General features: G+C 69.8%; 12 protein-coding genes. 7 read left to right on the top strand and 5 right to left on the bottom strand.

The genetic code is table 11. The annotated features are described in order from the left end of the window. The first annotated feature begins 2 nt into the window (after window positions 1–2). From AC6CR5_RS07555 to AC6CR5_RS07530, 6 genes are read left to right on the top strand one after another with little or no spacing between them, the layout of a single operon-like run. Window positions 3–518 carry a chemotaxis protein CheW gene (locus AC6CR5_RS07555; protein ID WP_006385137.1) on the top strand — a complete coding sequence of 172 codons (516 nt, stop codon included), beginning with the start codon at window positions 3–5 and terminating at the stop codon, window positions 516–518. Further along, the gene (locus AC6CR5_RS07550; protein WP_047991034.1) at window positions 515–1,828 is read left to right on the top strand and encodes a CheR family methyltransferase; all 1,314 of its coding nucleotides are present in this window, start codon (window positions 515–517) and stop codon (window positions 1,826–1,828) included. The genes AC6CR5_RS07555 and AC6CR5_RS07550 overlap by 4 nt, the downstream gene beginning before the upstream one ends. Continuing rightward, window positions 1,821–2,510: a chemotaxis protein CheW gene (locus tag AC6CR5_RS07545; protein WP_047991033.1), complete on the top strand. Its 690-nt coding sequence runs from the start codon at window positions 1,821–1,823 to the stop codon at window positions 2,508–2,510. The genes AC6CR5_RS07550 and AC6CR5_RS07545 overlap by 8 nt, the downstream gene beginning before the upstream one ends. Further along, the gene (locus AC6CR5_RS07540) at window positions 2,507–4,768 is read left to right on the top strand and encodes a hybrid sensor histidine kinase/response regulator (RefSeq protein ID WP_498085434.1); all 2,262 of its coding nucleotides are present in this window, start codon (window positions 2,507–2,509) and stop codon (window positions 4,766–4,768) included. The genes AC6CR5_RS07545 and AC6CR5_RS07540 overlap by 4 nt, the downstream gene beginning before the upstream one ends. Continuing rightward, a complete protein-coding gene (locus AC6CR5_RS07535) occupies window positions 4,765–5,781 on the top strand; it encodes a chemotaxis response regulator protein-glutamate methylesterase (protein ID WP_006385141.1) in 1,017 nt (338 codons plus the stop codon). Before AC6CR5_RS07540 ends, AC6CR5_RS07535 begins: the two co-directional genes overlap by 4 nt. Window positions 5,782–5,817: 36 nt before the next feature. After that, entirely contained in the window at window positions 5,818–6,861 is a 1,044-nt protein-coding gene (locus AC6CR5_RS07530) for a response regulator (RefSeq protein ID WP_054498553.1), read from the top strand. A gap of 42 nt (window positions 6,862–6,903) precedes the next feature. Here the strand turns inward: AC6CR5_RS07530 and AC6CR5_RS07525 are convergent, their stop codons facing one another. The 5 genes from AC6CR5_RS07525 to AC6CR5_RS07505 form a co-directional block, all read right to left on the bottom strand. Beyond that, on the bottom strand, window positions 6,904–8,559 hold the full coding sequence (locus tag AC6CR5_RS07525) for an ABC transporter permease (protein ID WP_047991031.1): 1,656 nt from the start codon (window positions 8,557–8,559) through the stop codon (window positions 6,904–6,906). Window positions 8,560–8,600: 41 nt separating this feature from the next. Beyond that, window positions 8,601–9,530, bottom strand: coding sequence for an ABC transporter substrate-binding protein (locus AC6CR5_RS07520; protein ID WP_199234253.1), 930 nt, complete (start codon window positions 9,528–9,530; stop codon window positions 8,601–8,603). A gap of 43 nt (window positions 9,531–9,573) precedes the next feature. Beyond that, the gene (locus AC6CR5_RS07515) at window positions 9,574–10,287 is read right to left on the bottom strand and encodes an ABC transporter ATP-binding protein (protein ID WP_047991029.1); all 714 of its coding nucleotides are present in this window, start codon (window positions 10,285–10,287) and stop codon (window positions 9,574–9,576) included. Further along, a complete protein-coding gene (locus AC6CR5_RS07510; RefSeq protein ID WP_047991028.1) occupies window positions 10,284–11,402 on the bottom strand; it encodes a porin in 1,119 nt (372 codons plus the stop codon). Before AC6CR5_RS07510 ends, AC6CR5_RS07515 begins: the two co-directional genes overlap by 4 nt. Window positions 11,403–11,539: 137 nt before the next feature. Next, window positions 11,540–12,019 (bottom strand): Lrp/AsnC family transcriptional regulator, encoded by a 480-nt coding sequence (locus AC6CR5_RS07505; RefSeq protein ID WP_026385073.1) that lies wholly within the window; start codon window positions 12,017–12,019, stop codon window positions 11,540–11,542. Window positions 12,020–12,198: 179 nt separating this feature from the next. Here AC6CR5_RS07505 and AC6CR5_RS07500 point away from each other — a divergent pair, with 179 nt between their 5' ends. After that, entirely contained in the window at window positions 12,199–13,485 is a 1,287-nt protein-coding gene (locus tag AC6CR5_RS07500; RefSeq protein ID WP_024069149.1) for a cystathionine gamma-synthase family protein, read from the top strand. Window positions 13,486–13,498 lie beyond the last annotated feature (13 nt).

Raw genomic sequence — 13,498 nt, 5'->3', positions numbered from 1 at the left:
CCATGCCCGACCTCGCCCCGATCCCGTCCGCGGGGGCCGGCGCCGGCCGCCGGCTGTACCTGCTGTTCCGCATCGGCGCCGACCGCTATGCGCTGGACGCGGCCGACGTGGTCGAGGTGCTGGGCATGCGCCCGTTCAAGCAGGTGCCGGGCACGCCGGCCTGGGTGGCGGGCATGTTCGATTGCCACGGTGCGGCGGTGCCGGCCATCGATCTGAGCGCGCTGGCCGGAGCGGGCGCGGCGGCCAAGGTGACCAGCACGCGGCTGGCGCTGGTGCGCTATCGGCCCGCCGGCGAGCGCGACGCGCGCCTGCTGGGGCTGATCCTGGAGCGCGCCACGGAAACGGTCCACTATGACCCCGCCGCCTTCCAGCCGGTGGGCCTGGATATGCCGCAGGCCCGTTACCTGGGCCCGGTGCTGAGCGACGGCCATGGCATGGTGCAGGCGCTGCGGGTCGTCGACCTGTTGCCGGAGCCGGTGCGGGCGATGCTGTTCCCGGCCGGGGGAGCGCAGCCATGATGCTGGTGGACGACTTCAGCGCGGTGCTCAAGCGCAAGATGGGGCTGGACAGCGGTTCCATCGGCGCGGCCGCGGTCGAGCGCGCGGTGCGTCATCGGATGCAGTCGGTGGGTAGTGACGACGAGCACGACTACCTGATGCGCCTGCAGACTTCGCCGGCCGAAATGCAGCAGCTGATCGAAGCGGTGATCGTGCCGGAGACATGGTTCTTCCGGTATCCGGAATCCCAGGCGGCGATGGCGGCGCTGGCGCGCGAGCGCCTCTTCGCGCCGGGCGCCGAGACGCGCCAGTTGCGCGTGCTGAGCGTTCCCTGTTCCAGCGGCGAAGAACCGTACTCCATCGCCATGGCGTTGCTGGACGCGGGCGTGCCGGCGGAGCGCTTCCAGGTGGACGCCGTGGACATCAGCGAACGCATGGTGGCGTTTGCCCGACGCGCCTGCTACGGCCGCAATTCATTCCGCGGCGAATCGCTGTCGTACCGTGACCGCTATTTCACCGAAACCGCCGATGGCCATCAACTGACGGAGCATGTCACGGCGCGCGTGCGCTTGCTGGCCGGCAACCTGTTCGACCCGGCCCTGCTGCCGAACGCGGCGCCGTACGATTTCGTGTTCTGCCGCAATCTGTTGATCTATTTCGACGCGCCCACGCAGGAGCGCGCGGTGACGGTGCTCAGGCGTTTTGCCCGCCACGACGGCATCCTGTTCGTGGGGCCGGCCGAGACCAGCCTGATGACCGGCCGGCGCCTGCCGGCCGTGCCGCTGGCGCGGGCGTTCGCCTTTCGCGCCGAGCCCGCGCCGCCGACCGAGGCCGCGCCGGCCCGGACGGCGGGCGCGGCGAGCGGCCGTGCCACGCCGCCGCCCGTTGTGGCGCCGCGCGCGGCCCGGCCCTGGATGCCGGCCGTGCGTTCACCACAGTCCTACACGCCGGCCGCTCCGGCGCGGCCGCATGCGGCATCCCCGGCGCCGCACGGAACGCCCGCGCAAGCGGGCCAGGACACCGCGGCAGCCCTGCGCGAGATCGCGGCGCTGGCCGACCAGGGGCGGGTGCGGGACGCCCTGGCGCAATGCCGCGCCCATCTCGAACGGCACGGCGCCAGCGCCGAGGCTTTGTACCTGCTGGGCCTGCTGCAGGACGCCGACGGTGACACGCGCGCGGCCCAGGCTGCCTACCGCAAGGCGCTGTACCTGGACCCCGCGCACCGGGAGGCGTTGCTGCACCTGGCGGCGCTGATCGCGGCCGAAGGCGACCACGAAGGCGCCCGCCGCTTGCAGGCGCGCGCCGCGCGCCAGGAGGCCCGCCGTGAGTGATTTTCCGGATTCGCTGGATTCGCTGGCCAGGCTGGCGGAGGTGGACGACTGCTGGAACCGCATCGGCATCCGCGGCGACAAGCGCTGCGAGCGCCTGGCCGGCTACGTGCATTGCCGCAACTGCCCGGTGTACGCCGACGCCGCCAAGCGCATCCTCGACCGCCTGCCGCCGCAGGCCGAAGGCGCGGACGACGGCGCCGGCGCGGCCCAGGCCGGCCGGGGGCGGCTGTCATCGCTGCTGGTGTTCCGCCTGCAGGGGGAATGGCTGGGCCTGCCGACCAAGGCGCTGGACGAAGTGGCGGGCACGCGCCCGATCCTGACCCTGCCGCACCGGCGCGACCCTGCGGTGCTGGGGGTTACCAACATGCGCGGCACGCTGACGGTCTGTGTCTCGCTCGGCCGCCTGCTGGGCCTGGAGGGGGCGGCGGTCGACAGCGGCCGCGAGCGGCCGGCCGCGGCGCGCATGCTGATTTTCGGCGGCGCGGGCCGCGCCGTGGTGTTGCCGGTCGACGAGGTGGAGGGCATTCATGGCGTGGACCTGGAGGCGCTGGAAGCCTTGCCGGCGACCATCGAAGGCGCCAGCCTGAAGTACTCGCGCGGCGTGGTTCGCTGTGGCGCCCGCAGCGTCGGCGTGCTGGACGAGACCCTGTTGATGCAAGCCTTGGAACGGAGCCTGGCGTGAACCCGGACCAGATGCGCGATGCCTCGCTGCTGGAGCTGTTCCAGCTGGAAACCCGCAATCAGGTGCAGGTGCTGAACAACGGCCTGCTGGCGCTCGAGCACGACCCGACCTCGGCGCCGCAGCTGGAAGCCTGCATGCGCGCGGCGCATTCGCTCAAGGGCGCGGCGCGTATCGTCGACCTGTACCCGGCGGTGCGCATCGCGCACGCCATGGAGGACTGCCTGGTGGCCGCGCAGGAAGGCCGGCTGCGCCTGCAGGCCGCCGACATCGATGCGCTGCTGCTGGGCGCGGACCTGCTGCAGCGGGTTGCCACCCCGGGCGTCGAACTGGGCGAAGAGATCGACACGCTGGTGACGCGCCTGTCGAATGCGCCCAATGCGCCGCCGGCCGCGCCGGTGGTCGAGCGGCCGCCCAAGCCTTCGGATTTCCTGCCGCCCATCCACCAGCCCGATGATCCGCCGCCCGCGCCGCCGCCGGCGCGCCGCAGTTCGGACCAGACGCTGGGCGAGGGTGAGCGGGTGCTGCGGGTCACCGCCGATACGCTCAACAAACTGCTCGGCCTGTCCAGCGAAACCCTGGTCGAATCGCATTGGATCGCGCCGTTCAGCGCCTCCATGCTGCGGCTGCGGCGGCTGCAGTCCGGCGCCGGCCAGGCGCTGGACAGCCTGCGCGCCTCGCTGGCCGGCGTGCACATCGACGCCCGCAGCCAGGCGGCGCTGGATGACGCCCAGCGCATCGTCGAGGCCTGCCAGCAGGAACTGGCGCAGCGCGCCAGCGAGGTCGATGAGTTCGGCTGGCGCATGGGCCACCTGGCGCAGCGCCTGTACGACACCGCGCTGGCCTGCCGCATGCGGCCGTTCGGCGACGGCCTGGGCGGCATGGCGCGCATGGTGCGCGACCTGGGACGCTCGCTGGGCAAGCAGGTGCGGCTGGAGGTCGAGGGCGATTCGACCCAGGTCGACCGCGACATCCTGGACAAACTCGACGCCCCGTTGATGCACCTGCTGCGCAACGCGGTCGACCACGGTATCGAGATGCCGATGGATCGCCTGGAGGCCGGCAAGCCGGCCGAAGGGCTGATACGGCTGTCGGCGCGTCACGCGGCCGGCATGCTGCTGATTGAACTGAGCGATGACGGCGCCGGCATTTCGCTCGATCGCCTGCGGGTCGAAGTGGTGCAGCGCAAGCTGACCAATGCCGAGACCGCGGCCCGCCTGAGCGAGGCCGAGCTGCTGGAATTCCTGTTCCTGTCCGGCTTCAGCACGCGCGGGGAGGTCACCGAGATCTCGGGCCGCGGCGTCGGGCTGGACGTGGTGCAGACCATGGTGCGGCAACTGCGCGGCGCCGTGCGCATCCACCAGCAGACCGGGCAGGGCACGCGCTTCGTGCTGGAGATGCCGCTGTCGCTGTCGGTGGTGCGCAGCCTGCTGGTCGAAGTGCAGGGCGAGATCTACGCGTTTCCGCTGGCCTACGTCAGCCACGCGCTGCAGGTGCGGGCGCAGGACATCGAGCAGCTCGAAGGGCACCAGCATTTCCGCTTCATGGACCGCCAGATCGGCCTGGTGTCGGCGCGCCAGATCCTGCGCTCCGGCGCGCCGGCGCCGGCCGCCGAGACATTGCCGGTGGTGGTGGTCGGCGACCACGACAGGCTCTACGGCATCGCCGTCGACCGCTACGTCGGCGAGCGCACCCTGGTGGTGCAGCCGCTGGATCCGCGCCTGGGCAAGGTGCAGGACGTGATGGCCGGCTCACTGATGGACGACGGCACGCCGCTGCTGATCCTGGATGTCGAGGACATGCTGCTGTCGGTGCAGAAGCTGGTCGAAGGCGGCCGCCTGGCGCGGGTGGATGGCGGCGGTCCGGTGGCGCAGACGCGCCGCCGCAAGCGCGTGCTGGTGGTGGACGATTCCCTGACGGTGCGCGAACTGGAACGCAAGCTGCTGCTGAACCGCGGTTTCGATGTGGCGGTAGCGGTGGACGGCATGGACGGCTGGAACATGCTGCGCAGCGAGGCCTTCGACCTGGTGGTGACCGACGTGGACATGCCGCGCATGGACGGCATCGAACTGGTGTCGCGCATCAAGGCCGATCCCAAGTTGCAAAGCCTGCCGGTAATGGTAGTGTCCTACAAGGATCGAGAAGAGGATCGGCGGCGCGGGCTGGACGCGGGCGCCGACTATTACCTGGCCAAGGGCAGTTTCCACGACGACGCCTTGCTGGACGCCGTGGAAGACCTGATCGGAAAGGCGCGGACGTGAGAGTCGGAATCGTCAACGATATGCAGATGGCGGTGGAAACCCTCAGGCGCGTGATCGCGCTGGAACCAGGGCTGGAGGTCGCCTGGGTCGCGTCCAACGGCCTGGAGGCGGTGCAGCAATGCGCCCAGGACCGGCCCGACGTGGTGCTGATGGACCTCGTCATGCCCGTCATGGATGGCGTCGAGGCCACCCGCCGCATCATGGCCGAAACGCCTTGCGCCATCGTGGTGGTCACGGTGGACGTGGCACGCCATACCGCGCGCGTGTTCGACGCCATGGGCTACGGCGCGCTGGACGCCGCCGACACGCCGGTGGTGGGCGGCGGCGACCTGCGCAGCGCGGCCGCGCCGCTGCTGCGCAAGATCCGCAATATCGGCTGGCTGATCGGACGCTATGGCAATAACCGCACCGCGCTCACGCCGGTGGTCCGCGACGCGGCGCAAGCGGGGCCGTCGCAGGGCCTGCTGGTGATTGGCGCCTCCGCCGGCGGTCCGGCGACCCTGGCACAGTTGTTACGCGATATTCCGGTCACGTTCCCGGCCGGCATCGTGCTGGTGCAGCATGTGGACGCCTCGTTCGCCGCCGGCATGGCCGACTGGCTCAACGATCAGGTCGAATTGCCCGTGCGGCTGGTGCGCGAAGGCGAGCGGCCGACGCCAGGGCAGGTGCTGCTGGCCGGCACCGACGACCATCTGCACCTGGTGGCCGATGGTACGCTGCGTTACACCGAGAATCCGAAGGAAAGCCTGTACCGTCCCTCCATCGATGTATTTTTCCATAGCGTCGCGCAGCACTGGCGCGGGCTGGCCGTCGGCGTGCTGCTGACCGGCATGGGGCAGGACGGCGCCCGTGGCCTGAAGGCGCTGCGCGACCGCGGCTGCCTGACCATCGCCCAGGACCAGGCCACCAGCGCGGTCTATGGCATGCCCAAGGCGGCCGCCGCGATACAGGCCGCGGTCGAAATCCGGCCGCTGGACAGGATCGCACCCCGCTTGATCCAGGCTTTTGCCTGAGACGGCGGACATTGCTAGCAATCAAGGAAAGACACTATGCACCCTCCCATTGACAGCCCGGCTTCGGCCGACCTGAACTCGCACGCGGCCATGGTGCTGCTGGTCGATGATCAGGTCATGGTCGGCGAGGCGATCCGCAGAGCCCTGGCCACGGAGGGCAATATCGACTTCCATTACTGCTCCGATCCGTACAAGGCGCTGACGGTGGCGGTGCAGACCCGGCCCACCGTGATCCTGCAGGACCTGGTGCTGCCCGGGGTGGACGGCCTGAGCCTGGTGCAGGAGTACCGCAGCCATCCGGTCACGCGCGATATTCCCATCATCGTCCTGTCGACCAAGGAAGACCCCGCCATCAAGAGCGCCGCCTTCGCGGCCGGCGCCAACGACTACCTGGTGAAGCTGCCCGATTCGATCGAGCTGGTGGCGCGCATCCGCTACCATTCGCGCTCGTACTTGGCGCTGGTGCAGCGCGACGAGGCCTACCAGGCGCTGCGCCAGAGCCAGCAGCAATTGCTGGAAAGCAATATGGAACTGCGCCGCCTGACCAATTCCGATGGCCTGACCGGGCTGGGCAATCGCCGCTATTTCGACGAATACCTCAACGCCGAATGGCTGCGCGCGCGCCGCGACGGCCGCGAAATCAGCATGCTGATGATCGACGTGGACCATTTCAAGTCCTACAACGATACCTACGGCCATATCGCCGGCGACGAGGCGCTCAAGCGCGTGGCCAACACCATCTTCGCCAGCTGCGACCGTTCCACCGACTTGGCCGCGCGCTTTGGCGGCGAGGAATTCGCGCTGGTGCTGCCGGGCACACCGGCGGGCAGCGCGCGCCTGGCCGCCGAGAAACTGCGGCGCGCGGTCGAGGCCATGCAGATTCCGCAGAAGGACAACGGCGGTGGCCCCTGGCTGACGGTCAGTATCGGCACCGCCACCGCCGTGCCCGTGGTCGACCAGCCCTGCACGGATCTGATCCAGATCGCCGATCGCGGTCTTTACCAGGCCAAGCGCCAGGGCCGCAACCGCGTGGTGCAGGGGCCGCTGCCGTCGGCCGGGGACGCGCCGGATCCGGTCTGATGCGATGCCGGCGGGCGCCGGCCGCCGGACCCGCGCGATCGCTCAGGCGCGCCCGCCGCGCCGCAGCGACGTCGCCGCCAGCATCAGCGCCAGGCTGACGCCGACCGCCACCGCGGCCATCGCCATGCCTTCGCCCACCGAGCCCTGCTCGAACTGGCGCCACACGAACACCGACACCGTCTGCACGCCGGCGGGCGCCAGCAGCAACGACGTGACCAGTTCGCGCGAGGCCACGGCGAACACCATCAGCATGGCTGCCGCCAGGCCCGGCAGCACCAGCGGCAGCACGATGCGGCGCAGCGCCGTTGCCGCGCTGGCGCCATGCACCCGCGCCGCGGCTTCCAGGTTCGCGCCCAGCTGCGCCAGCGCGGCGCTGACGTAGCGCACCGGATACGGCAGCAGCAGGCAGGTGTAGGACAGCAGCAGGATGCCCCAGCCGCCGTACGGCGAAGCCGGCCAGAACGGCTGGTTCCAGGCCAGGATCAGGCCCACCCCCACCACCACGCCGGGTAGCGCCGCCGGCAGCAGCGCCAGCGCGTCGATGACGGCCGCGCCCGGCACGTGGCGGCCGGCCACGCACCAGGCCGCCAGCAGGCCCACCGCGCCCGCCGCCAGCGCGGTTCCGGTCGCCAGCAGCAGGCTGGTCGACAGCGCCTGCCAGGCCTCGCCGCGAGCCCGGAACAGCGCGGTGAAATTGGCCAGTGTCAGGTTGTCCGGCGCCAGGCCGGCCGAGACGTGGCGCGTCAGGGCCGCGGCCAGCATCGATGCCAGCGGCGCCGCCACCGCAATCAGCGCCACCGCCGCGAACAGGCCCAGCACCGGCCAGCGCCAGGCGCCGAGCCGGCCGCGCGCCAGCGGCGCGGGCTTGCCGGTGGTGGTCTCGAAGCCGCGTCCGGCGACCAGCGCGCGCTGCACCGCGTAAGCCGTCAGCGCCAGCGCCACCAGCACCAGCGACAGCAGCGCGGCGCCCGGCAGGTCGATGGGCCAGTCCGCCAGGCGCCGCTCGATGGCGGTGGTCATGACGGCCACGCCGGCCTGCGCGCCCAGCGCGGCGGGCACGCCGTATTCCTCGATCGCCAGCGTGAAGGCCAGCAGCAGGCTGGCGCCGATGGCCGGCAGGGCCAGCGGCAGGGTCACGCGCAGGAAGGCGCGCCAGGGGCCGGCGCCGAACACTCGCGCCACCTCGGCCAGCCGCGCGCCGCTGGCCGCCATGCTGCGCGAGACGGCGAAGTACACCACCGGGAAGATCGCCAGGCCCATCGCCAGCGTCACGCCAGCGGGCGAGAACAGCAGCGGCCCAAGGTTGAAGCCGGCCAGTTGTTCCAGGTAGCCGCGCGGCTGCAGCGCCATGGTCCACGACAGCGCCGCGATGTAGGGCGGCAGCAGGAACGGCACCAGGAACAACAGGTCCCACAGCCGCGCCAGCGGCACCTGGAACAGGCCGCGCAGGGCGCCCAGCGGAATGCCGATGAGCGCGCTGACGGCGGCCACGCCCAGCCCCAGCTTGAGCGTGCCGCCCAGCAGTGTCAGCGCGGCCGGCGTGGCCAGCGTGGCGGCCCAGGCGCCGAAAGGATCGCGCAGCGAACCTTCGGCCAGATGCGGGAAGACGGCCTGCAACGCGACGAAGGCCATCGGCAGGGCGACGAGCACGCCCAGGGCGGCCACGGTGATGGCCGCCAGGATGAAAGCACTTTTCATGGTCGGAGTGGGGATGTCGGGCGGGCCGGCATCCCGGCCTGTCAGTGTTGGCCGAACAGGCGCGCGAAACGCGCCAGCACCTCGGCGCGCGAGGCGCCGGGCGCGGTCTCGGGCAGCAGCGCTAGGTCCTTGAACAGCGGCCGCTTGCCGGCCACGTCCTGGCGCGCCGGCATCAGCCAGGCGTCGGCGACGGCGCGCTGGCCGTCCTCGGACAGCACATAGTCGATGAACTGGCGCGCCTGGTCGGGCGCCTTGGTGGTCTTCAGGATCATCATCGGGCGCGGCGCGATGGCGGTGCCGCTGGACGGAAAGATCACCTTGATCGATTCGCCTTTCTCGACGCTGGCGTACGACACGTAGTCGACGGCGCCGAACACCGCCGCCTTGGCGCCCTGCAGCACCGGCGTCAGCGCCTGGGCGTTGGGGCCGGAGATGGTCATGCCGTTGTCGCGCAGCGTCTCGAACAGCTTCCAGGCCGATTCGCCCTGGGCGCTCTGCAGGCCCAGCAGCAGGTCGAGCGAGGCGCCCGACAGGGCCGGGTCGGGGGTGGTGACCTTCTGCTTGAACTGCGGGCCGGTCAGGTCTGACCAGTCGCGCGGTTCGGGCGTGCCGCTGCGCGAATTCCAGACGATGCCCAGCGCCGAGATGCCCTGCGCCACGTAGGTCGGGGCCTTGAAGCGCGCCGGCACCTGGGCCGCGTTGGGGCTTTCATAGGCCAGCAGCCAGCCGCGCTGGTCCAGGTCCTGCGCGGTGTCCCAGGAGGCCGAGATCAGCACGTCGGCGCGCGGGTTGGCGGACTCGGCCTCGAGCCGGGCCATGACCTTGCCGGTGGTGGCCTGGAACACGTCGACCTTGATGCCGGTCTTCTCCTGGAAGCCGGCGGCCAGTTGCTTGATGAGGCCGCCTGGGCCCGCGGTGTAAACGGTCAGCGCCTTGGCCTGGCCGGCGGCCAATCCGAACGAAAGCGTCATAAAGAACGTGGCAAGTAGTTTGGAAAGGGGTGCGTGGGGCATTTTAGGCAGAGTCCTGGGGTTTGGACACGGCGAGGTCGGCGATGCGGCCGTGTTCCATGCGGGCGATGGTGTGCGCCAGGGCATGGGCTTCCTCGTGGTCGTGGGTGACGTAGACGGCGGTGGTGCCGAGCCGGCGCAGCAGGGCGCCGATCTCGACGCAGAGCGATTCGCGCAGGGCCCGGTCCAGGTTGGACAGCGGCTCGTCGAACAGCAGCACGCGCGGCCGCGCCACGATGGCGCGGGCCAGCGCGACGCGCTGCTGCTGGCCGCCCGATAGTTCCGACGGGCGGCGCGCGGCGTGCTCGTCCAGGCCGACCAGGGCCAGGGCTTCCCGCACCCGCGCCGGCCGCTCGCGCCGGGCGACGCCGCGCATTTCCAGCGGAAAGGCGACGTTGCCGGCCACGCTCATGTGCGGCCACAGCGCGTAGTCCTGGAACACCATGCCGAGGTCGCGGCGTTCGGGCGGTTCATGGCGCTGCGCGTCGCAGACGACGGCATCGCCGAAGGCGATGCTGCCGCCCTGCGGCCGCAGCAGGCCGGCCAGCGACTTGAGCAGGGTGCTCTTGCCGCAGCCCGACGGGCCCAGCAGCGCCAGGACGGCGCCCGCGGGCACGTCCAGGTCGACGCCGTCCAGCACGGTGTGGCCGTTGAAGGCGTGGCGCAGGCCGCGCACGGCGATCGCCGTGCCGCCCGCGGAGGGTCCGAGCGCGTTCAAAACCGGTGCCGCAGGCCGAGGTTCAGGCCGAACTGGTTCTTGCCCGGCTCGACGTTGGCGCCGTACTTGCCGCCGACCACGCTCTGCGCCGACTTGTCGTCGTTGACCGCGTAGGCCGCGACGGCGTAGACGGTGGTGCGCTTGGACAGGTCGTATTCGTTGCCCAGGACGAACATGGTGGACTTCTGGCCGGTGCCGGCGGCCTGCGCGGCCGGGCAGACGGCATTGTTCATGTCGTCGCAGACCGAGTCGTTCAGGTGGTACACGGCCAACGACAGGCGGTTGTTCTGCACCGGCAGGTAGGTCACGCCCAGCCAGGTCAGGTTGTTCTTGTAGGTGCGCTGCGTCAGCTTCTGTTCCAGCCAGCGGTAGCCGGCGTAGACCTTCACTCCCTCGAAGTCATACGACAGCCCGGCGACGATGCGGTCTTCGCGGTTGTCGCTGTTGGCGCCCTTGGCCGGCTTGTCGGCATGCTTGGAGTGGTACAGCAGGCCGGCGTCCAGGCCGCCCGACTGATAGCGCACGCCGCCGCCGAGCATGCGGCCCAGCGTCTTGTCGTCGAACGACTGCTCGTTGTTCCAGCCGAAGCTGTAGTAGCCGCCGACGGACACGGGGCCGAACTTGCCGACGTACATCACCGCGTTGTCGGTGCGGTCCGAGAAGGCCGCGTCGGGGCGCTTGATCGAGAAATTGGCGTTGTCGAACGGGTTGTACTTGCTCATCCAGTCGATCATGAGCGTGTTGTGGCGGCCCAGCGTCAGGCGGCCCAGGCTCTTGCTCGACAGCCCGACGTAGGCCTGGCGGCCGAACAGGCGGCCGCCCTGCATGGTGGTGCCGTTGCCGGAGTCGAAGCCGTTTTCCAGCACGAACACGGTCGACAGGCCGTCGCCCAGGTCTTCGGTGCCGCGCAGGCCCCAGCGCGAGCCGCTCAGGTTGCCCGTGCTCATGCCCGTCTTGCTGTTGCCGCTGGGGCCGTTGCTGAGGTATTGCAGGCCGGTGTCGATCAGGCCGTAGAGCTGGACCGAACTGGAGGTTGAGGTCGCCGCGAGGGCGGGGGAGAAGCTGAAGACGGACAGGCAGGCGCCAGCCGCCGCGATGCGGAGAGTCGATTTCATGACAGGAAGTCCTCTTTGGGATTCAATCGGAATCGACACTCTAGGCACGGGTCGCTACAGCTTCGTGACACTCCCTGGCATTTGGCGGGCAGGCGCCGGGCCGCGCTGGAACGGTCCGGGCGCCGGTCATTGCGGGTTCAAAGATGCAGCTTGGTCGACGACTTCACTTCGTGCATCGACAGCGTGCTGAGCAGTTCCTTGACGCCGGGCAGGGTGCGCAGCCGGTTGCGCACGAATTCGGAATAGGCGTCGAAGTCGCGCGCCACGATGTGCAGCAGGTAGTCGTGCTGGCCCGTGGTGTTGTGGCAGGCCAGCACTTCGGGCATGGCGGCCACCGCCGCCTCGAACGCGCGGCAGGTTTTTTCGGTGTGGTTTTCCAGCGAGATGCTGACGAACGCCACCACCCCCATGCCGAGCGCGCGGCGGTCCAGGATGGCCTGGTAGCCGCGGATGACGCCCGAGGTCTCCAGGCGCTTGAGGCGCTTCCAGCAGGGCGAGGCCGACAGCGACACGCGCTCGGCCAGTTCGGCGTTGGAGAGCCGGCCATCTTCTTGAAGGATTTTCATGATTTTCCAATCGATCGCGTCAAGTTGATGTAACAAGGCAGTCTCTTTCATGGTTTCGAAGGTATGAGAAACGATATTTCCCATTATCCGATCCAAAGAGTAGAAATGGAAAGAATATTGTGGCCGGACGCGCCCATACTCGCTGCATCCCCCGGCCGGCGGCGCTATCGTGTCCGAATCCGTGATATCGCCGTCAGGTAGGCCGCACTTCCCCCATTGAGAGGCACGCCATGAGTTATTCCAGCTATCACAAGAAAGACATTTCCGGCCGTCCGCTGCACGCCGAAACGCAGATGATGTCGTACGGCTTCGATCCCTTCCTGTCCGAAGGCGCGGTCAAGCCGCCGGTATTCCTCACGTCCACCTTCGCCTTCCGCTCGGCCGAGGACGGCGCCGAGTTCTTCGACCTGGTGTCGGGCCGCAAGCCGCTGCCGCAGGGCGAGTCGGCCGGGCTGGTGTACAGCCGCTTCAACCATCCCAACCTGGAGATCGTCGAGGATCGCCTGTCGCTGCTGGATGGCTCGGAGGACGCGGCGGTGACCTCCAGCGGCATGTCGGCCATCAGCGCTGTGTTCCTGGCGTTCCTGCGCCCGGGCGACCAGCTGGTGCAGTCGGTGCCGCTGTACGGCGGCACCGAGACCCTGATCGCCAAGATCTTCCCGGAATGGGGCATCGGCTCGCACCCGATCCACGACGGCCTGTCGGCGCAGAGCATGCGCGATGCGCTGGAAGCGGCCGCCGCCAAGGGGCCGGTCAAGCTGTTCTACGTGGAAACGCCGGCCAATCCCACCAACGCGCTGATCGACTTCCAGGCCATGAAGGCCGAGCTGGACGCGTTTGCCGCGCGCCACGGCTACCGCCCGATATCGGTGTGCGACAACACGCTGCTGGGCCCGATCTTCCAGAAGCCGGCCGAGCATGGCGTGGACCTGTGCGTGTATTCGCTGACCAAATACGTGGGCGGCCACAGCGACCTGGTGGCCGGCGCGGTCACCGGCTCGAAAGACCTGATCAAGAAGGTGCGCGCCATCCGCAGCGCCTTCGGCTCGCAGCTCGATCCGCACTCGTGCTGGATGATCACGCGCTCGATGGAGACCGTGGTGCTGCGCATGAAGCAGGCCGCCCGCAGCGCCACCCGCGTGGCGCAATGGCTGGCCGGCAATCCGCACGAGAAAGTGCGCATCTACCATCCCGAGACCATTGCCGACGAGGCCTACCAGGCGGTCTACAAGCGCCAGTGCACGGGGCCGGGCTCGACCTTCGCGTTCGTGCTGGACGGCGGCCGCGCCAAGGCGTTCCGCTTCATCAACGCGCTGCGCCTGTTCAAGTCGGCGGTGAGCCTGGGCGGCACCGAATCGCTGGTCTGCCATCCGGCCTCGACCACGCATTCCGGCGTGCCGGCGGCCGAACGCGACGCGGCCGGCGTGTCCGAAGGCCTGATCCGCATTTCCATCGGTCTGGAGCACGAGGAAGACCTGATCGCCGACATGGACCAGGCCATGCGCAGCGTGCTCTGAGCGACGGGCGCAA

The organism is Achromobacter sp. EG18 (genome assembly GCF_059759395.1).
The sequence above is the reverse complement of the archived record's forward strand: the minus strand, read 5'-3'. Positions and strand labels throughout refer to the sequence as shown.